The organism is Mesorhizobium sp. BR1-1-4 (assembly GCF_020165375.1).
Lineage (GTDB): Bacteria > Pseudomonadota > Alphaproteobacteria > Rhizobiales > Rhizobiaceae > Mesorhizobium > Mesorhizobium australicum.
Map to the genome: position 1 here is coordinate 473,512 of NZ_JAIUIB010000003.1, position 19,895 is coordinate 493,406.

General features: G+C 63.9%; 18 protein-coding genes. 8 read left to right on the forward strand and 10 right to left on the reverse strand.

What is annotated here, in order from left to right; translation table 11 throughout:
* Positions 1-10: 10 nt before the first annotated feature.
* The 5 genes from LB571_RS08500 to LB571_RS08520 all read right to left on the reverse strand — a co-directional run bounded on the left by LB571_RS08500 (position 11) and on the right by LB571_RS08520 (position 4,464).
* Complete coding sequence (locus LB571_RS08500; RefSeq protein WP_224593647.1) at positions 11-1,039, reverse strand: glycosyltransferase family 2 protein; 1,029 nt, start codon at positions 1,037-1,039, stop codon at positions 11-13.
* Between the two features lie 113 nt (positions 1,040-1,152).
* Positions 1,153-2,583: an ATP-binding protein gene (locus LB571_RS08505; RefSeq protein WP_224593650.1), complete on the reverse strand. Its 1,431-nt coding sequence runs from the start codon at positions 2,581-2,583 to the stop codon at positions 1,153-1,155.
* A complete protein-coding gene (locus LB571_RS08510) occupies positions 2,580-3,254 on the reverse strand; it encodes a response regulator transcription factor (protein WP_224593653.1) in 675 nt (224 codons plus the stop codon). The genes LB571_RS08505 and LB571_RS08510 overlap by 4 nt, the downstream gene beginning before the upstream one ends.
* Before the next feature lie 46 nt (positions 3,255-3,300).
* Positions 3,301-3,684: a hypothetical protein gene (locus tag LB571_RS08515; protein WP_224593654.1), complete on the reverse strand. Its 384-nt coding sequence runs from the start codon at positions 3,682-3,684 to the stop codon at positions 3,301-3,303.
* A gap of 162 nt (positions 3,685-3,846) precedes the next feature.
* Positions 3,847-4,464, reverse strand: coding sequence for an outer membrane protein (locus tag LB571_RS08520; protein WP_224593657.1), 618 nt, complete (start codon positions 4,462-4,464; stop codon positions 3,847-3,849).
* Positions 4,465-4,939: 475 nt separating this feature from the next.
* Between LB571_RS08520 and LB571_RS08525 the strand changes: the two genes are divergently transcribed.
* Positions 4,940-5,203 (forward strand): DUF6460 domain-containing protein, encoded by a 264-nt coding sequence (locus tag LB571_RS08525; RefSeq protein ID WP_140614732.1) that lies wholly within the window; start codon positions 4,940-4,942, stop codon positions 5,201-5,203.
* Positions 5,204-5,206: 3 nt separating this feature from the next.
* Here the strand turns inward: LB571_RS08525 and LB571_RS08530 are convergent, their stop codons facing one another.
* The gene (locus LB571_RS08530) at positions 5,207-6,109 is read right to left on the reverse strand and encodes a histone deacetylase (RefSeq protein ID WP_224593661.1); all 903 of its coding nucleotides are present in this window, start codon (positions 6,107-6,109) and stop codon (positions 5,207-5,209) included.
* 132 nt (positions 6,110-6,241) lie between these two features.
* On the opposite strand from LB571_RS08530, the gene LB571_RS08535 reads away from it, so the two are divergent.
* Positions 6,242-7,582: an MATE family efflux transporter gene (locus tag LB571_RS08535; RefSeq protein ID WP_224593666.1), complete on the forward strand. Its 1,341-nt coding sequence runs from the start codon at positions 6,242-6,244 to the stop codon at positions 7,580-7,582.
* On the opposite strand, the gene LB571_RS08540 is transcribed toward LB571_RS08535, so the two are convergent.
* Both LB571_RS08540 and LB571_RS08545 read right to left on the reverse strand, forming a co-directional pair.
* Positions 7,575-8,654, reverse strand: a complete 1,080-nt coding sequence (locus LB571_RS08540) for a quinone-dependent dihydroorotate dehydrogenase (RefSeq protein ID WP_224593668.1) — start codon at positions 8,652-8,654, stop codon at positions 7,575-7,577. The two genes, LB571_RS08535 and LB571_RS08540, sit on opposite strands and share 8 nt — an antisense overlap.
* Positions 8,651-9,001: a DUF952 domain-containing protein gene (locus LB571_RS08545; protein ID WP_224593672.1), complete on the reverse strand. Its 351-nt coding sequence runs from the start codon at positions 8,999-9,001 to the stop codon at positions 8,651-8,653. Before LB571_RS08545 ends, LB571_RS08540 begins: the two co-directional genes overlap by 4 nt.
* Before the next feature lie 107 nt (positions 9,002-9,108).
* Here LB571_RS08545 and LB571_RS08550 point away from each other — a divergent pair, with 107 nt between their 5' ends.
* Positions 9,109-9,543 (forward strand): hypothetical protein, encoded by a 435-nt coding sequence (locus LB571_RS08550; RefSeq protein ID WP_015319249.1) that lies wholly within the window; start codon positions 9,109-9,111, stop codon positions 9,541-9,543.
* Positions 9,544-9,665: 122 nt separating this feature from the next.
* A complete protein-coding gene (locus LB571_RS08555) occupies positions 9,666-10,325 on the forward strand; it encodes a response regulator transcription factor (protein WP_224593676.1) in 660 nt (219 codons plus the stop codon).
* A 133-nt stretch (positions 10,326-10,458) separates the two neighbouring features.
* On the opposite strand, the gene LB571_RS08560 is transcribed toward LB571_RS08555, so the two are convergent.
* Complete coding sequence (locus LB571_RS08560; protein WP_224593679.1) at positions 10,459-13,968, reverse strand: NahK/ErcS family hybrid sensor histidine kinase/response regulator; 3,510 nt, start codon at positions 13,966-13,968, stop codon at positions 10,459-10,461.
* A gap of 241 nt (positions 13,969-14,209) precedes the next feature.
* Here LB571_RS08560 and mscL point away from each other — a divergent pair, with 241 nt between their 5' ends.
* Together mscL and LB571_RS08570 are read left to right on the forward strand one after the other, a co-directional pair.
* Positions 14,210-14,632, forward strand: a complete 423-nt coding sequence (mscL, locus tag LB571_RS08565; RefSeq protein WP_015319245.1) for a large conductance mechanosensitive channel protein MscL — start codon at positions 14,210-14,212, stop codon at positions 14,630-14,632.
* Positions 14,633-14,741: 109 nt separating this feature from the next.
* Positions 14,742-15,908 (forward strand): pyridoxal phosphate-dependent aminotransferase, encoded by a 1,167-nt coding sequence (locus LB571_RS08570; protein ID WP_141906087.1) that lies wholly within the window; start codon positions 14,742-14,744, stop codon positions 15,906-15,908.
* A gap of 65 nt (positions 15,909-15,973) precedes the next feature.
* Here the strand turns inward: LB571_RS08570 and hemA are convergent, their stop codons facing one another.
* Complete coding sequence (gene hemA / locus LB571_RS08575) at positions 15,974-17,251, reverse strand: 5-aminolevulinate synthase (protein WP_224588059.1); 1,278 nt, start codon at positions 17,249-17,251, stop codon at positions 15,974-15,976.
* A gap of 279 nt (positions 17,252-17,530) precedes the next feature.
* Here hemA and galE point away from each other — a divergent pair, with 279 nt between their 5' ends.
* Both galE and LB571_RS08585 read left to right on the forward strand, forming a co-directional pair.
* Positions 17,531-18,526, forward strand: coding sequence for a UDP-glucose 4-epimerase GalE (gene galE / locus LB571_RS08580; protein WP_140614724.1), 996 nt, complete (start codon positions 17,531-17,533; stop codon positions 18,524-18,526).
* A gap of 118 nt (positions 18,527-18,644) precedes the next feature.
* Positions 18,645-19,895 carry a D-amino acid dehydrogenase gene (locus tag LB571_RS08585; RefSeq protein WP_224524594.1) on the forward strand — a complete coding sequence of 417 codons (1,251 nt, stop codon included), beginning with the start codon at positions 18,645-18,647 and terminating at the stop codon, positions 19,893-19,895.

A 19,895-nucleotide genomic window follows, 5' to 3' on the forward strand; every position in this document is an offset into this window, starting at 1 on the left:
GACCCTTACCTCAACGACGCGCCGCCCGTTTCACTATTTCCTGGAGGCGGTGGACCGGCAGGTCCTGGTCCTCGGCCGCCGCCTGGCTTCGTGAAACGATCTCGTTGACGAAATAAAGCGGTCGCCGCTTCGTCTCCATGTACATGCGGCCGAGATACTCGCCGAAAATGCCCAGCACCAGAAGCTGGACGCTGCCCAGGATAAGCATGATCGCGGCAAGGCTCGTCCAGCCCGGCAGAACATTGCCGATAGACCATTCGAACAGCGTATAGCCAAGCACGACCAGGCCGAGCAGGCCGAACATCATGCCCAGCAGCGAAGCGAAGCGCAAAGGCACGATCGAAAAGCTGGTCATAGCGTCGACCGCCAGAAGAACCATCTTCTTCAGCGGGTAGTGCGTTGCGCCGGCAAAGCGCCGCTGCCGTTCATAGGGAAAGGCGGCCTGCCTCAGCCCGATCCAGCTCACCATGCCGCGAATGAACCTGTAGCGTTCGGGCATCGCGATCAGATGGTCCAGCGCGCGCCGGCTCATCAGCCGGAAATCTCCGGAGTCCGGCGCGATCTCGACATCGACCATCCGGCCGAGCAGGCGGTAGAACATCGAGGCGGAGGCCAGCTTGAACCAGCTTTCGCCCTCCCGTTTTACCCTTTGGCCGTAGACCACGTCGAAGCCTTCATCCATTTTCGCCATCATTGCGCTCAATAGTTCGGGCGGATCCTGAAGGTCGGCGTCGAGGATGAGAATGCGTTGGCCGCGGCAGAATTCCAGCCCAGCGCTCAAGGCGATCTGATGGCCGTAGTTGCGGGCAAGGTCGATGGCGACCACATGGTCGTCCTTTTCGGCCAGTTCGAAAACGGCCTCACGGGTTCCGTCGGTCGCTCCATCGATGACGAGCACGACCTCGTAGGAGAGGCTTTGCTCGAGGCATGCCGCGCTGACGCGTCGATGAAGCTCCGCCACGCCGTCGCGCTCATTGTAGCAAGGCACGACCACCGACAACATGGGTGCGCGGTGCGCGCCGATTTTTCCCGTTCCCACCAAAGCCTGGCTCCCGCTTTGGAATGGCAATAGCGGCAATTGGTTAGAAAACAGAAAACAGGTAAGCCGGGGGTCGCGCGGCCGCCACGCTTTTGGGGCGCCGATGGCACGTGTCACGAGCGAACCGGTAGTTCCATGCGGATGCGGGCACCGCGCCATGAGCCCGCCAGGATCCGGATTGTTCCCTCGTGCAGCAGAGCGATCTGCCGGGCGAGGTTCAGCCCCAACCCCGCCCCGCGCGACTGCGGCTGCAGGCGATAGAAGGGCTCGAAGACATTCTCCCGCTCTTCCACGGGGATGCCCGGGCCTTCGTCGCGCACTTCGATGCCGCCAGTCCTGTCGATCGCAAGCGTGATGGTGCCGCCGCCGCCGCCATGCTCGATGGCATTGCGCACTAGGTTGGCGAGCGCCCGCTCGATCTGCAGCACGTTGACTTCGACGCGTGTCTTGTTGGGCGAAGGCTCGAAGGCAAGGTCGTAGCCGGCCTCGATGGCGAGCGGCGCGAAGTCGGCCGCCACCCGTCTGACCAGATCGTCGAGATCGACGATCTCGCGCTGGTCCGATGGGCGGTCGAGCAATTGATGGTCGAGCAGTTGCTGCGCGAGGTGCGACAAGCGCTCGATGTCATGCAGCAGCCGCGCGCTTTGCGGCTCCTGCCGCAGCAACTCGGCGCGTGTGCGCAGGATGGCGATCGGCGTGCGCAATTCGTGGGCCGCGTCGGTGAGGAAACGGTTGTGCCGGTCGTACCCCTGCGCGAGGCGGGCCAAAGCATCGTTGAAGGCATGCACCAGCGGCGCGATTTCCTGCGGCACGTGCTTGACCGGCAACTGCATCGCGCGGGTGCCGATGTCGAGGCGGGCAGCCTGGCGGACGGTTTCGACCAGGCCGGCAAAGGAGCGGCGCACGACGGCCGGTGTCGTCACCAGCGTGATCGCGCCCATGACGAGGACGATGGGCAACAGCAGGATCGCGATGACGAGCGCAAGCGCCGGCAGCGCGCGCTCCCAGTTCCTGCTGCCGTCCGGATACCGGGCGACCTCCACCGTGGCCGAAATGTTGATCTCGAGCCCGTCGGTCTCCTGGCGCGAGGACTGCGTCGCGGCGATGATCTGGACCGCGCCGGCCCGGGTCGAAGTGTTTTCGATATAGGCTTCCGGCCGCGTGTCCTTGTCGGAGAATCCGATCGTGGCGTGGTCTGCCTCGCCGAGCAGGCCGCCGAAGTCTTTGGTGTAGACATCCGGTATCGTGCCGGAACGGACGCTCTGTCCCCGATCGTCGCGAACGATGTACCAGACATTGGGGAAGCTCCGGCGAAACGCGGCAAGATCGTCCGTTTCGCGCACAATCAGGCCGCCGTCCTTGTCGCGGTCGACGGCATCCTTGACGGCCGCGACGGCAGCCTCGTTGTCGATGAGCAGGCTCGGATTGGCGATCCAAAGCGCTGCCGAGCACAACACGATGAAGAGGAGCAGCGTCGCGGCCTGCAGCAGGATCAGCCGGCGGACCAGGATCCATTGCAGCGAGCGCGGGCGCACCTTTTTCACGACGCCGCCCGCAGGAGGTAACCAAGGTTGCGGATCGCCCGGATCTCGATGCCGGCGGCGACATCTTCGAGTTTGCGGCGCAGCCGCGAGACATGCGCGTCGAGCGCATTCGAGCCGATCTCGTCGTCCAGGGCGTAGACGGCCTCCTCGAGTGCGCCGCGCATGATGGTCCGGCCCGGCCGGCGGATGAGCGTTTCAAGCACCAGCCTTTCACGCCGTGGCAAATCGAGCGTCTGATCCGCGACCAGCGCCTCGCGATGGCGGAAATCATAGGTGAGGCGGCCAACCGTCGTCCGGTTGGCGCGCGAGGTGAACGAGCGCCGGTGCAGGGCATGGAGCCGCGCGACGAGTTCCACCGTGGCGAAGGGCTTGACCATGTAATCGTCGGCGCCGGCATCAAGCCCGGCAACCCGGTCGTCCAACCCGCTCATCGCCGTCAGCGCGATGACAGGCACATCCAGATGCAAGGCACGCAGGCGCGGGATCAGGCTGAGGCCGTCACCATCCGGCAGCCGGCGGTCCAACACCACGGCGTCGTGATGGCCCAGACGAGCCACCGCCTCGGCGTCGGCCAAGGTCGCGGCATGATCGACGATGATGTCCAGACGCTCCAGAGCGGCCTTCAGCACGGACGCCATTTCCGGTTCGTCCTCGATCAGCAGGACGCGCATCGGCGTTCTCCTTTAGCCGCCGCCACAGGATTTGCAGCGCCGCCGTTCATTCGCATTCCAGCTTTGGCCGGCGGAAATTGGTGATGAACCAGCGGTCGCCGGAAGCGCGGGCGTAAAATGTGTAGAAGCATTCCTGACGCTCGATATAGCCGGGCGTGTCGGTCTCTTCATAGATGGTTCCGTGTTTTGTGTGGCGAACCTCGCCGCTGGATGTTCCGGAAACCGCTGACGTCGAGACCTGGCGCCACTGATAGGCGCGCTCTCCCTGGCCGAGGTCGACGACCGCCGTTGGCGGACCGTAATCCAGAACGACCGATTCGACCGGTTGTCCCACATAGTTCTTCATGATGTCGGAGGCGCAGCCCGCCAAAGCGAGTGCGATCGCAATGAACAATAGCTTGGTCGTCCGTAGGGGGCGATGCGTGGACATTGCTGATTCCCGTGGTGAAAATTCACGCGAGGGGACCTAGATTGCGAAGATTACATCGACATTGCGACAAGGATCGAATGCTCCTTGCATCGAGGAGACGTCCGGACAAAATCGCGCGATGCCGTTGCGGCCATCGCGCGATCGAGGTCGGTCACTTGCCGTTTAGAACCGGTAGTTGATGCCGGCTTTCAACTCATGGCTGCCGATCGTTTCCTTGGATCCGCCAAGCGCCGATGTCGTTTCCACGCCGGGGGTGCGGACATAGTCGTACTCGACCTTGGCCGAGAGGCCGCCGGCGAAGCCCTGCTCGATGCCGGCGCCGACGAGGTAACCGATCTTCCAGCCGTCGCTGCTCCTGACGCCGTCACCCTTGTCGAACCTAGTCATGGCCACGCCGCCGGTTCCGAACAGCAGCGTCTGGTCGAAACTCAAGCCGGCCTTCGCCTTGGCCGCCCCGCGCCATTTTTCCTTGATCTTGCCGCCCCGGACATCGTGTTCGGCGCCGCCTAGATAGGAACCTTCGATCTCGGCGCCGAGAACCGCCGGGCCCATCTGCTGGTTGTAGCCGGCCTGGACGCCGCCGCTGAAGCCGTTTCGACCGGCGAACGGGTTCGGCATACCCGTGAACGCAGTACCGCCGTGGATGCCGACATAGGCGCCGCTCCACTGGAAGGCGGGGGGATCATTATAGGTGGGGGAAAGGTCGGCGGCCGTCGCTGGCCGGAGAAGACATAGGGCGAGGGCACTCGCCGTCAGGACGATCTTTGCTTGAGGGGGCACAACATTACTCCAACACGAACGCGCATCGGTGTCCGACACGCTGGTTAACTGTTGAGGACCCCGACCCTTCGGCGGTCAGGCTCCGATCAGCGTCTTTCAGGGATGGCTGCGCGGTTGCGGGGACCGGGTTTAACCGGCTGTGGCGGGGCAGAGCGCCGTGGTCCGTCACCTGAAAGACGCCCGATATCTCGCAAGCGAAAATTGCACGCACATTGCGCAAAACTGGAGAATGACGATTTTGTGCTTTATTTTCAACAAATTAAAATGAAATTGTTTACTCATATTTAAGAATTTCAGCCTTCCGGAAGCCGCACGGCCTGATGCTTGAGCGGTCCGGACTCCCGATGGCGCCCAACATCTGATCGCGGCGTATCAATTCCCCCGCGCCGGCCCCTGCCGGCTTGATGGATGGCCGCCAAGCACGTATCTCTGCGCGGGTGCCCATGAGTCGGGGCATCTCAATCGGGAGACGGCCTTGTCCGCACTGACGCGCTTTCTCGGCGACTCGCCGCTCAGGATTGTTCTGAAGCTGCTGGTGGTATCCTTTCTCGTCGGCCTGGTCATGAACGCTTTCGGTTGGTCGCCGATGGACGTGTTCTACGGCATCCAGAAGTTCTTCATTGATCTATGGAATCTCGGCTTCCACGCCATCGACCGTTTCCTCGGCTACATCCTGCTCGGTGCCGCAATCGTGGTGCCAGCCTTCATCCTGCTCAGGATCGCCAACTACCGGAAGTGACCTTCAGGCATAGCCCGATGCGACCTCGAACAGGATGGCGTGGCGCGCGGCAAGTGCCGGCACATCGGTGGAATAGCCGCCGCCGATGACACCGCAGACGGGAATGCCGAGCGCCCGGAAATGGCCGATGACCATCTTGTCGCGGGCGCGCAGGCCTTTGTCGGAAAGCGACAGCCTGCCGAGCCGGTCCTCGGCATGGACGTCGACGCCGGCATTGTAGAAGACGATGTCCCAACGCGCCCTGGCCGACAGCTCCGGCAGGATGGTATCGAGCCTTTCGACATAGGCGGCGTCGCCCGTGCCGTCGGGCAGGGCGACGTCGAGGTCGGAGGCGATCTTGCGCGCGGGGTAGTTGCGTTCGCCATGCATGGAGAAGGTAAAGGTGCGCGGCTCGTCGCCCAGAATATCCGCCGTGCCGTCGCCCTGGTGCACGTCGAGATCGACCACCAGGATACTGTGTGCCGCGCCCTCCTCAAGCAGCACCAGCGAGGCGACGGCGACGTCGTTGAAAGTGCAGAAGCCGGCGCCTTGCGCGCGCCGCGCGTGATGACTGCCGCCGGCGGTGTTGCAGGCGATGCCGTGACGCAAGGCAAGCCGCGCCGCCGCCACCGTGCCACCGGCGGCAAGCTGCGCGCGCAACGAGACGCGCGGGCCGACCGGAAAGCCGATCTCGCGCTCGATTTTTTCAGGGACCGAACAACCGATGACCTGCTCGACATAATCTGTCGCATGGGCGAGCTTAAGCCACGACGCAGGCGCGGGTTCGGCTGTGTTGAGCGTCCCGGCTCCGGCCAGGCCGCGTGCTCGCAAGGCCTCCATCAGCAGCGGATATTTGCTCATCGGAAAGCGATGACTGGTCGCGAAGCCGGCGTCGTAGTCGGGATGGTGGACGATCTGCAGGGGCATGAACTGGATGGGACGGTTTCGCGCCAGAGCGGGATTTCGGTTGGCCGCCGCGGAAGGGCGATTGCGCGGTGGCCGGAAAATGGGGCACATCGGTTCCCCGATCAAGCCGCAAATCAGCAAGGCAGCAATCCTTTGGACAAGGGCGCCATCCTAGCCGACGCCAAAGTATTTTCCGTCACCAACCGGTCGGTGCTTGCCATCGCCGTGCCGATGACGCTCGCCTATCTGACGACGCCGCTGCTTGGCCTCGTCGATACAGCTGTTGTCGGCCAGTTCGGTGACGCCGCCTTGCTTGGCGGCCTGGCCGCCGGCGCGCTGGCTTTCGACGTCGTCTTCACCACCTTCAATTTTCTGCGCTCGGGTACCACCGGCCTCGTCGCCCAGGCTTTCGGGCGTGGAGACGCGCTGGAGGAACAGGCGGTGTTCTGGCGCGCCGTGCTGATCGCGGTCGTTGCCGGTGTCGTGCTGGCAGCGCTTTCACCACTCATCGCCGTTGGCGGCCGGTGGTTCATGGACGCCGGGCCACGCGTCAGCGACGCGATGGGTGTCTACATCAGGATCAGGCTGCTTGCCGCCCCGTTCTCGCTGATCAACTACGCCATCCTCGGCTACGTGCTGGGGCGCGGCGAGGGCGGGCTCGGGTTGATCCTCCAACTGGTGCTGAACGGCACCAACATCGCGCTGTGCTTCCTGCTCGGCCTTGAGCTCGGCTGGGGTGTTTCCGGCGTCGCCTGGGCAACCGTCACCGGCGAATTCCTCGCCATGCTGCTTGGTCTCGCGATCGTGGTTCGCCGGTTCCGATCCACCCCGCCCCTGCCTCGGCAGCGCCTGCTCGATATGGGCGCCTTCCTGCGCATGCTGTCGCTCAACCGCGACATCATGATCCGCTCGTTCTCGCTGCTCGCCGCCTTCGCGCTGTTCACCCGCCAGGGCGCGCAGTTCGGCACGGTGACGCTGGCCGCCAATGCGGTGCTGATGAACTTCTTTCTCGTCGCCGGCTATTTCCTCGACGGTTTCGCCACTGCCGCCGAACAACTCGCCGGCCGCGCTGTCGGCGCGCGTGCCGAACAGCCCTTCCGGCAGGCGGTGCGGCTGACCCTGTTCTGGGGCCTTGGTCTGGCCGGTGCCGCGACGCTGGCGCTGCTCATCGCCGGCACCAACCTGATCGCCGTCGTAACGACGTCGCAGGAGGTCCGCGCCGTGGCCGACACCTACCTGCCTTGGGCCGCGTTCACCGCGCTGAGCGGTGTGCTTGCCTTCCAGATGGATGGTGTCTTCATCGGCGCCACCTGGTCGCGCGACATGCGCAACATGATGCTCTTGTCATTCCTCGCCTTTGCCGCCGCGCTGATCACGCTGGCGCCCGCCTTCGGCAATCACGGCCTGTGGGCGGCGCTGCACGTCTTTCTGCTGGTGCGTGGATTGAGCCTGCTGACAATTCTGCGGCTGCGGATGCAAACCGCGTTCAGCTGAGCGGCTTCGACGCCCATCGGTCGAGATGGCTGTCGCGCAACTCGCGCATCGACCTGAGTTTTTTCGTCTCGGCAAAACGTACCATCCCGGCGACGATCCGGCCCGGCAGCGCCGGTCCGCCATAGATCATGCCGGTGTAGAGCTGGACGAGATCGGCGCCGGCGCGGATCTTCTCCAGCGCCGTCTCCGTTGAGTTGACACCGCCGACACCGATGACGGCCATTTCGGGCCCGAGCAGCTTGCGCATCCTGGCCAGCACGATGGTCGAGCGCTCGAATAGCGGCTTTCCCGAAAGCCCACCTGTCTCCCGCGCGGCATCGTCGCTGCGCAGCGCCGGGCGGGAAATGGTTGTGTTGGAAACGATGATGCCGTCGATCTGCTTTTCGATGACCTCGGCGGCGATATCCTCCAGTTCGGCCTTCACCAGATCCGGCGCGATCTTGAGGAAAATCGGCGGCTGCGCGGACGCTGCAGTGCGCGCGGCCATGACGCGGGACAATAATTCGCCGAGCTGCTCGCGCGCCTGCATGGTGCGCAGGCCTGGTGTGTTGGGCGAGGAAATGTTGACGGTGAGATAGCTGGCATAAGGAGCAAAGCGGGAAACGCCGCTCTCATAGTCGCCGACGCGGTCGGCGCTGTCCTTGTTGGCACCAATGTTGACGCCGACGATGCCGTCGCGCCCCAAGCGCGCCACAAGCCTTTTTTCGGCGGCCGCATGGCCCTCATTGTTGAAGCCCAGCCGGTTGATGACAGCTTCATCCGATGTCAGCCGGAAGATGCGTGGCTTCGGGTTGCCGGCCTGCGGCAGCGGCGTCACCGTGCCGACTTCGGCAAAGCCAAAGCCGAGGCCAAGCAGCGCGTCGGGTACTTCGGCGTTCTTGTCGTAGCCAGCCGCCATGCCAAGTGGGTTCGGGAAATCGAGACCGCAAAGGCTGACCTTCAGCCTCGTATCGCGTACCGTCCGCGCGCCGCCCGGCAGGCCGCAGCGCAGTGCCGCGATCGACAGGCCATGCGCGGTTTCCGGATCGAAGGTGAACAGCAGTTTCTGGCCGATCCGGTCGAGCACGCTCATTGCCCCTCCAGGGCCGGGAACTGGTGGGTACCGTCGGCCCCAAGCGGCAGCGGCTTGACCCAGAGCACCGCTTTCAGGTCGAGCACGCCGTAGAGGTGCGGAAACAGCGCGCCGCCGCGCGAGATTTCGTATTTCAGCGCATCACCCAGGCGGGCTCCGTCGACGGCGACCAGCAGAAGGTCGGTCTGGCCCTGGAAATGCTTTGCCGCGGTTTCCCTGGCCTGCGCCGCCGTCGAAAAATGGATGAAGCCGTCGGCGGTGTCGATCGGCGCTCCGGCGAAGCCGCCTTTGGCTTCTGCCTCGCGCCAAGGCGCTTGCGGAGTTATCTTGTAGATAATCTGTGACATGGTTGCGCTATAATCCGAACCAGTCGCGCGGGGAAGGCCACGCCAAGGGTCTTCCCCATTTCCGGCGCAAACATGCGATATTTGAGGCCTTGGCCATGGAGGACAACATGCGTCTGCAGCACATTTTGATCCCCGCCGCGCTCGTTTCGCTGGTCGCGGCTTCAGCTTATTCGGAAGAAACGGACCGCTACCGGCTGGAAAAGTCGGCCACCGGCTATATCCGCATGGATACGCAGACCGGCGCGATGTCGATCTGCGAGGAGCGTTCGGGCCAGCTCGTCTGCAAGATGGCGGCCGATGAACGCGCCGCCTACCAGGACGAGGTCGATCGCTTGCAGGCCTCGATGAAGGCGATGGACGAGCGCGTCACCAAGCTGGAGAATTCGCTCTCCGCCCGTCTCGAATCGAAACTGCCGAGCGAGGAGGATTTCAACACGACGATGAGCTACATGGAGCGCTTCCTGAAGAGCTTCATGGGCATCGTCAAGGATATGGACAAGGACAGCGGCGACGGCGCCCGGCCCAACTCGCAGAAGACCTGAGCGCCATAGACAAGGGAAAACGCGGCGCGCTGGCTTTGCCGCTTGAAAACAGTGCGCAGCCCCTCATAATCGTCCAACTGATCCCGCAAAAAGCAGTAAATCGGGGATTCGGGGAGGGACATTTGCCGTCAGGCTATTCTTTCGTCATCGCCGACGATCATCCGCTGTTTCGCGGCGCGCTGCGCGAAGCGCTTGCCGGCATCGGCAATGTCGCCGCCATCCATGAGGCAGGTGATTTCGAAAGCGCCAAGGCATTGGTCGTGGCCAATGAAGATGTCGATCTGGTGCTGCTCGACCTGTCGATGCCCGGCGCCAGCGGCCTCTCCGGCCTGATCTCGTTGCGCGGTATCCATCCTGCGGTGCCGCTGATCGTGGTGTCGGCGCATGACGACCCGGCGACCATACGGCGCGCGCTCGATCTCGGCGCCTCCGGTTTCATCTCCAAGTCGGCCAGCATGGAGGAAATCCGCGGCGCCGTGCAGTCGGTGCTTGCCGGCGATATCGCGGCACCTGTCGGCGTCGATCTCGGCGTCGAACGCGATCCTGAAATATCGGACCTGATCAAACGATTGCAGACGTTGACCCCGCAGCAGACCCGGGTGCTCGGCATGCTGGCCGAGGGCCTGCTCAACAAGCAGATCGCTTATGAACTCGGCGTCTCCGAGGCGACGATCAAGGCGCACGTCTCGGCCATATTGCAAAAGCTCGGCGTCGACAGTCGCACCCAGGCGGTGATCCTGCTGTCCAAGATAGGCAGTGACCCGCTGCAGCCGGCGGGTTGAGTGCCGGCTGCCTCGGCTCAGTCGGAACTTTGACCTTCGGCTCGCCGCATCGGCCATTCCGATGCGCTCCCCGACATGTTCTGCGCCTATCTCGAAACCCTGGAGCACCGGGCCTGATTCAGGCGCTTGGACGTCACTCCGCCGCCCGCACCATCGGCCTGAACCTGGCCATCATCGAACGCAGCACCGCCGGCTTCAACGGCTTGTTGATCATCGGGATGTCGAGGCCTGCCGCGGCTGCTCGTACCTCGTTGGAACGGTCGGCCGTGACCAGCACGGCCGGCAGGTCGTCGCCGTGGGCCGCTCGCAGCCTGATAATGATATCGAGACCGGTTTCGCGGTCGAGATGGTAGTCGGCAAGCACGATGTCCGGACGGTCGATCGCGGCCCTCTCCAGATCCTCCGAGCCGGTCACCGTGGCGACATTGCAGCCCCAGCCCTCGAGCAGCAGCCGCATACCCTCGAGGATACGGATGTCATTGTCGATGCACAGCACATGCAGGCCGGAGAGCGAAGCCGCCGCGCGGGCCGGCGCCCTGGTCTCGACCTCGCGTCGCGGCACCTGCGCGGCCGCCACCGGCAGGATGACGGAAAAGCGCGTGCCCTTGCCCGGGTTGGAGAAGATACGGATCTCAAGCCGCAACACCCTGGCGATGCGGTCGACGATGGACAGGCCAAGACCAAGACCTTCTGCTTCGCGTGCGCCTTCGTCCAGTCGGGTAAACTCATGGAAGACGGTGTTCAGCTTGTCACCGGCGATGCCAATGCCGGTGTCGATGATCTGGATCTCCGCCAGTTCGCCGCGCCGCCGCACGCCGACCAGGATGCGCCCCTGGCGGGTGTACTTGATGGCATTGGAAACCAGGTTCTGGATCAGGCGGCGCAACAGGTTGCGGTCCGTCATCACGGTCAGTGAGGACGCAATGATGGTCAGCTCGAGCTTCTTTGCCGCGGCCATCGGTCGAAAATCATTGCCGATCTGGCTGAGCAGGCCGTCGAGGTTGAAGGCGGTATCGTCCGGCTTCATGGCGCCGGCATCGAGGCGCGAAATGTCGAGCACGGCGCCGAGAATGGTCTCGACCGATTCCAGCGAGGATTCGATGTTGATGGCCGCCTTGCCGGCCGGACCCTTGCCGGCCTTCTCGATCAGCGACGAGCAATAGAGCCGGGCGGCGTTCAAGGGCTGCAGGATGTCGTGACCGGCGGCGGCAAGGAAGCGCGTCTTGCCGAGATTGGCCTCCTCGGCGAGCATCTGGGCCTGCGCCAGTTCCTCGTTGACCCGGGTCAATTCCTCGTTGACCCCAGTCAGTTCGATGGTGCGGGTCCTGACGCGCTGCTCCAGTGATTCATTGGCGCTTTTCAGCGCGAGATCCTGTTCGACGCGGCCGGAAATGTCGGCATAGGTGGCGACGATGCCGCCGTCAGGCATCGGGTTGGAGCGCAGTTCGAGGATGCGGCCGCTGGTCTTCAGCTCCGTCTGCCAGGGGCTGACGAAGCTGGTCAGCCGGTTGAGCATCGTCACGCGCTGGTCGGCGGGAATGTCGCCGCGTTCGGCCAGATGGCGAAGGATCTGGTCGAGCGAAACGCCGACCTGGCCCATCTCGTCGGGCAGGTCGAACAGCGCCCGGTATTGGCGGTTCCAGCAGATCAGCCGGAAATCGCGGTCGAAGACGGTAATGCCTTGCTCCATCTGGTCCAGCGCGATCTGCAGCAGGTCGCGGTTGTGCTGCAGCGCTTCCGTGGCGTCGTCGAGCAGGCGGAAGGCGTCGCGGGATTCGCGGTCGTGGCGCCGGAACAGCAGCGACAGGATCAACCGTGCCGAGGAGGAGCCGACGGCGCTGGCCAAAAGCTGCTCGGAAAAGCGGATGACGTCCATGCTGGCCTGCTCGTTGCCATGCAGCGAGGTACCATTGCTCTTCTCGAAGGATTGAAACGACCGCTCGGTTCGTTCGACGCCGAGATAGCGTGCGATCGTATCCTTGAGGTCGTTGACGGTGATGGCGGTGCGGAAGCGGCGCAGGCTCGGCATCGGTCCGGCTTCGCGCGGCACGAAGATCGATGCCTGGATGCGCTCCAGCGGTACCGACGCGCGCGACAGTGAGCCGAAGACGAAAAACAGCGCGTTGACCGACAGGCTCCACAGCACGCCGTGGTTCAGCGGCTCGGCGACAGTGCCGAACAGTGCCTGCGGCCGCAGTGCCTCGAAGCCGAACAGTCCGTGGACGATGACGCCTGTATCGGGCGCGACGAGCGACGGCACCAGCAGCGTATAGCCCCAGACCAGGATGCCGGCGACCATGCCGAGTGCCGCACCCCGGCCATTGGCGCCGCGCCAGATCAGCCCACCGATCAGGGCAGGGGCGAACTGCGCGATCGCGGCGAAGGACATCAGGCCGATCGAGGACAGCCGGGCGCTGTTGGTGCTCTCGCGATAATAGAGAAAGGCGATGAACAAAAGGATGAAGATCGACGCCCGCCGCACATTGAGGATGAGCGTCGACCAATCCTCGTTCTCCGAGGTGGTCGTCCGCAACAGCCGGCGCACGAACAGCGGGATGATCAGGTCGTTGGAGATCATGATCGACAGCGCCACGCTCTCCACGATGACCATGGCGGTTGCCGCCGACAAGCCGCCGATGAAGGCGGCCATGGCCAGGAAATCGTGGCCGCTGAACAGCGGCAGCGACAGCACGTAAAGGTCGCTGCTCGTCCTCGCGCCGACCAGCGTCAGGCCGGCAAAGGCGATCGGCAGCACGAACAGGTTGATCGCCACGAGATACAGCGGGAACACCCAGGTCGCGGTGCGCAGTTCGGCCTCGCTGCGGTTCTCGACGATGGTGACGTAGAACTGCCGCGGCAAAAGGATGATGGCAAAGCCGCTCAGGCACGTCAGCACCAGCCAGGTGGCCAGCGATGTCGAATAGCCCATTGCCTGCCGCACCTGGCCATTCTCGGCCAGCCGGTCGAACATGTCGCCGGGGCCGCCGAAGATCAGGAAGGTGACCATCAGGCCGATGGCCAGGAAGGCGGCGAGCTTGACCACGGTCTCCACCGCCACCGCCAGCACCAGCCCATCCTGGTGTTCGGTGGCATCGGCGTGGCGCGTGCCGAACAGGACCGCGAACAGCGCAAGCAGCATGGCGACGACCAGCGAGATGTCGCTGACGAACGGATCGAAGGACGGCGGCGAGCCCGTATAATGCTCGACCATCAGGCTGACCGAGCCGGAGATCGCCTTCAATTGCAGCGCGATATAGGGCACGGCGCCGATCGTGGCGATCAGCGTGGCGATGGCTGCCACGGTGAAGCTCTTGCCGTAGCGGGCGCCGAGGAAGTCGGCGACCGAAGTGATCTTCTCGGTCTTGGCCAGCCGCACGATGCGGTTGAGCAAGGGAAAGCCGAACACGAACACCAGCACCGGGCCGGTATAGATGCCGAGGAACTCGAGGCCGCGTTCGGAGGAAAGGCCGACCGAGCCGAAGAAGGTCCAGGACGTGCAGTAAATGGCAAGGCTGAGCGCATAGATGAAAGGTCGCGCCCTGCTGGGCCCTGACAAGGCCGAGCGGCGGTCGCCCAGGCTGGCGATGGCGAACAGCAGCGTCACATAGGCGATCGCGATGATGACGATGAACAAGCCCTGCACGCCGGCAAGATCCTCCCTGTGCCGATTTTCACCTGGCCGGGTCAGACGCAATCACAGCTTGGGCGCCAAGTCCATCACGGCTTTGGGCACCTGATTTCAAAGAGGTAACGCAGGGTAAGGCGAAACCGGTGGTTTTCTCCTTTTTGCCCATGTTGCAACTTGAGGTTTTTGTTATGGTGTCGCCGGGGCGGTGCTTCCGGGATGGGACGGCTGCGCGGCCCGCCATGATAAGGAGGGTCGAATGCTGAAAGAATTCCAGGAATTCATTTCCAAGGGCAATGTGATGGACTTGGCCGTCGGCGTCATCATCGGCGCTGCCTTCGGCAAGATCGTCGATTCCCTGGTCAACGACATCATCATGCCGATTGTCGGAGCGATCTTCGGCGGCTTGGACTTCAACAACTACTTCTTTGGGCTTTCCTCGGCCGTCAACGCCACCTCGCTGGCGGAAGCCAAAAAGCAAGGTGCTGTTTTTGCCTATGGCAGCTTCATCACCGTGGTGCTGAATTTCATCATCCTAGCCTTCATCATCTTCCTCATGGTCAAGGCCGTGAACAACATGCGCAGGCGCCTGGAAAGGGAAAAGCCGGCTCCAGCGGCCGCGCCACCGCCGGCCGATGTGCAGCTTTTGACCGAAATCCGCGATCTGCTGGCCAGGCGATAGACGGATAGGGTTCTTCTGGACCAAAACCCCGGTCGTTCGCGGCCGGGGTTTTCTGTTTTCGCATCTGGTAAACAGCACCTGCGAACGCCCCGAGACAATGGACCTGCCCATGACCTTGATCCAGACCCTGCGCCCCGAGGCCCTGGCCGCGCCCGAAAGCGGTATCGTCGCCGTCGTCAACTATGGCAGATTGCGCGAAGGCCTGATCCCGCTTTGGGCCGGCGAGGGCGACCTGCCGACGCCGTCCTTCATCACGGATGCGGCGTCGAAGGCGTTGGCCGGCGGTGAGACGTTCTACACCTGGCAGAGGGGCATTCCCGATCTCAGGCAGGCGCTGGCACGCTACTACGAAAGGCACTTCGCCAAGACCTTCGCCGAGGAGCAATTCATCGTCACCGGCTCCGGCATGCATGCCATCCAGCTGGCGCTCGACGCGCTTGCGGGAGCCGGCGACGAGGTGATCTACCTGTCGCCAGCATGGCCGAATTTCGACGCCGCCGCCGCCATCGCGGGTGCCGTGCCGGTGCCGGTCACGCTCGACCATTCCGGAAATGGCTGGTCATGCGACGTCGAGAAAATAGCGGCGGCGGTCACACCGCGCACGAAGGCGTTGTTCATCAACACGCCGTCCAATCCGACCGGCTGGACCGCCGATCACGAGACCTTGCGGGCGATCCTCGATCTCGCCCGCGCCAAGGGCCTGTGGATCATCGCCGACGAGATCTATTCGCTGTTCCACTATGGTCACGGCCGCGCGCCGTCCTTCCTCGACATCGCGGAGGCGGAAGACCGCATCCTGTTCGTCAACAGCTTCTCCAAGAACTGGGCGATGACCGGCTGGCGCGTCGGCTGGATCAAGACGCATCCAAGCCTGCAGCAGGTGTTCGAGAACCTGATCCAGTATTCGAACTCGGGCGTGGCCCAGTTCATGCAGCGCGGCGCGGTCGCGGCGCTCGACGAGGGCGATGCCTTCGTCGCCGAACAGGTGGAGCGGGCGAGGCAAGCGCGCGACCTGGTCTGCGGCATTCTGGGCGAAACCGGCAAGGCGCGCTTCACCGTGCCGCAGGGCGCATTTTACCTGTTCTTCACCGTCGACGGCATCACGGACTCGCGGGCAGCCGCTTTCGAAATCGTCGACAAGGCCAATGTCGGCCTGGCGCCCGGCACCGCCTTCGGGCCCGGTGGCGAAGCGTTCCTGCGGCTGTGCTTCCACCGCCGGCTCGACCAGCTCGAGGATGCGGCAAACCGGCTGGCAAGGTGGATGAAGACTGTCTGAACTCTGACGAAGCCCGAATTGAAAGCCGCGTCAGCTGGCCGTCGGAGTAGAGTTTCAAACGGGCTTCAGCCGCCCGACTTGGGCACCAGCAGTGGAATGATGCGGTCGCTCTTGGTCACTGAGGGCCGTCCCGCCGAACCGAAGGGGATGCCGAGCGCGTCCCAGGTTTCCACCAACGCGTCCTGCAGTTCGGCGATCAGCGCATCGGAATGGAACGGCGTCGGCGTGATGCGCAACCGTTCGGTACCGCGTGGCACCGTCGGGTAGTTGATCGGCTGGATGTAGATGCCGTGGACGCCGAGCAGGCGGTCGCTCGCCATCTTGCAGAGTTCAGGATCGCCAACCAGTACCGGCACGATATGTGTCGGCGATTCCATCACCGGCAGACCGGCCGCCGACAGGATCTGCTTGGTTCGGCTCGCCTGCTGCTGCTGGGCGTCGCGCTCGGCCTGCGAGCGCTTCAGGTGACGGATCGAGGTGGTGGCGGCCGCGGCGATCGCCGGCGGCAGCGCGGTGGTGAAGATGAAGCCCGGCGCGTAGGAGCGCACCGCGTCGATGACGGCGCTGGTGCCGGTAATGTAGCCGCCCAGCGTGCCGAACGCCTTGGCCAGCGTGCCTTCGATGATATCGATGCGGTCGGCCAGGCCTTCGCGCTCGGTGATGCCGCCGCCGCGCCGTCCGTACATGCCGACGGCGTGGACCTCGTCGATATAGGTCATGGCGTTGTAGCGTTCGGCGAGTTCGACGATCTCCTTGATCGGCGCGATGTCGCCATCCATCGAATAGACGCTTTCGAAGACGATCAGCTTGGCGCGTTCGCGCCCCGCGGTCTGCAGCAGGCTTTCCAGATGCGCGACGTCATTGTGGCGGAAGATCTTTTTCTCGGCGCCCGAGCGCCGCACGCCTTCGATCATCGAGGCATGGTTCAGTTCGTCCGAGATGATCAGGCAATTGGGCAAAAGCCGCGCTATGGTCGAGATCGAGGCCTCGTTGGAGACGAAGCCGGAGGTGAATACCAAGGCGGCTTCCTTGCCGTGCAGGTCGGCCAGCTCATGCTCGAGCTCGACCAGCGGGTTGGACGTGCCGGAAATGTTGCGGGTGCCGCCGGCGCCCGATCCCATCTTGCCGGCCGCGTTCTGGAATGCGGCGATCACGTCAGGATGCTGGCCCATGCCGAGATAGTCGTTGGAACACCAGACGGTGATTTCCTCGGCGCGGCCGTTGGAACGCCAGACGGCGCGCGGAAACTTGCCCGCGATACGCTCCAGGTCGGCGAAGACGCGGTAGCGACGCTCGGCATGGAGCTGATCGATCGCTTCCTCGAAAAACCGCTGATAGTTCATGTCGACTTCCCAATTTTGCGCGGCATCATAATCATTGGCCTTTTGGCCGTCCACCGGGCCATTTTGGTCAAAATGCCACGCCCCGCACCTGTTCCTAACGTTGGCGGATCGTGGCCTATTCCGCTTCACCACACGCTCAGTGGATCACTTTTGTTTCCGCATGATGCCACATCAAGTGAACGCCGGTTACCTCTCGTTCTAATGGTCATGCGCGGGGCTTTCCAGTAAGGCGGTTGTTGAGACAGTTTCCGATAAATCTTGGGTAAGCGAGGACTTGGGATGACGGTTTTGGTGACAGGCGGCGCCGGCTATATCGGCAGCCATATGGTCTGGGAATTGCTGGATGCAGGCGAAAGCGTGGTCGTTCTCGACCGCCTTTCCACCGGCTTCGAATGGGCAGTGGCGCCGGAGGCAAAGCTGATTGTCGGCGATGTCTCCGACAAGGAATTGGTCGGCGGGATCATCCGGGACAATCATGTCGACGCCATCATCCATTTCGCCGGCTCCATCGTGGTGCCGGAATCGGTAGCCGATCCGCTCGCCTACTACGAGAACAACACCTCGAAGACCCGCACGCTGATCGAAACAGCGGTCCGCGAAGGCGTGCCGAATTTCATCTTCTCCTCGACAGCCGCCGTCTATGGCGGCGCCGGGCTGGAGCCGGTGCGCGAGGATGCCCGCCTGGCGCCGGAATCGCCCTATGGCCTGTCCAAGCTGATGAGCGAGTGGATGCTGCGCGACGCGGCCCTTGCGCACGACATCCGCTACACGGCGCTGCGCTATTTCAACGTCGCCGGCGCCGACCCGAAGGGCCGCACCGGCCAGTCCACTCCGGGCGCCACCCATCTGATCAAGGTCGCCTGCGAGACCGCGCTCGGCAAGCGACCCTTCATGCAGGTCTTCGGTACCGACTATCCGACGCCGGACGGCACCTGCATGCGCGACTATATCCACGTCAGCGATCTGGCCGCCGCGCATCGCCTGGCTTTGCAGCGGCTGCGCGCCGGGGGCGCCAGCCTCGTCGCCAATTGCGGCTACAGCCACGGTTATTCGGTGCTCGAGGTGATCGAAAGCGTGCGGCGTGCCTTCGGCCATGATTTCGAGGTCAGGATGGGCGACCGGCGTCCCGGGGATGCCGCGGCGGTGGTTGCGAATTCCGATCTCGCCCGGTCCGAACTGGGCTGGACCCCGCAACGCGACGATCTCGACCAGATCGTCAACGACGCGCTGTCCTGGGAACGCATCCTGACCAGCAAGAACTCCGCGCGGGGCTGAGCGCGCTTTCCCCAGGGGCTCACAAGCCCAGGGCTCGCAAGGCGCGCGGCGACGCGCTATGCAAGTGTTCGCGACACAGCGTGGAGGCGCGGTGCCGCAATGAGCTTTGGGGGATGGCATGAAGATAACGGTGCTTGGTGCCGGCGTCGTCGGTACGGCGGCAGCCTACTATCTGGCCGCCGACGGCCACGAGGTCACCGTGATCGAGCGTCATGCGGCGCCGGCGCGAGGCACCAGCCAGTCGAATGCCGGGCTGGTGTCTCCAGGTGACGCCACCGCCTGGGCCTCGCCCGCGGCACTCAAGACGTTCCTGCGCGGGCTCTACAATCATGATCTCGGCATCAAGGTGCGGCTGCGCTTCGATCCCTATTTCCTCGCCTGGAGCCTGCGCTTCCTTCGCCAGTGCACGGTGGCCCGCCTGCGGGCAAACAGCCAGGTCAAGCTGCGGCTGGCGCTCTATTCGCGCGACTGCATCAACGCCATATCCGCCGATACCGGCATCCACTATGACGAGCGCAAGAAGGGCATCCTCTACTTCTTCCGCTCGCAGCACAGTCTCGACACCGGCACCGACAATTACCGCTATCTGGCCGAGCATGGCCTGCCCATCGAGATCGTCGGCCGCGACCGGCTGGTCGAGCTTGAACCAGGTCTTGCCGGGGTGAAGGAAAAGATCGCCGGCGGTGTCTACTCGCCGATCGACCAGACCGGTGATTCCCGGCAGTTCGTGGAAAACCTCGCTGCCTATGCCGCCGAAAAGCTTGGCGTGAGATTCCTTTATGGGACGACGGTCGAGGGCCTCGACATCGAAGGCGACCGGGTGCGCGCCGTGATGACCTCGTCCGGACCGATCGCCGGCGATGCGGTGGTCATATCGATGGGGCCGGAGAGCGGCCTGCTCGGCCGGCGCTACGGCATCGACCTGCCGGTCTATCCGGTGAAGGGCTATACCGCGACGATTCCGCTGGAGGATGAGAGCAAAGGCCCGACCATGGGCGGCGCCGACGAGGATCAGCTGATGGCCTATTCGCGCCTCGGCAATCGATTGCGGTTGGCTTCGACCGCCGAATTCACCGGCTTCGACCGCACCCACAAACCCAGCGACTTCGCCACCATGTTCAGAACCGGCAAGGACCTGTTCCCCGGTGCTTTCGACGAGAGGAAGGCCGAGCTATGGGCAGGTTTGCGGCCGATGATGCCGAACTCGGTGCCGGTCATCGGCCAGGCGAAATACCGCAACCTTTACCTCGACACCGGCCACGGCCATGTCGGCTGGACCATGGCGTGCGGCTCGGGAAAATTTCTCGCCGACCTCATCGCCGGCCGCAAGCCGGAGATCGACCCGCAAGGCCTGGTCTACAGGGGATAG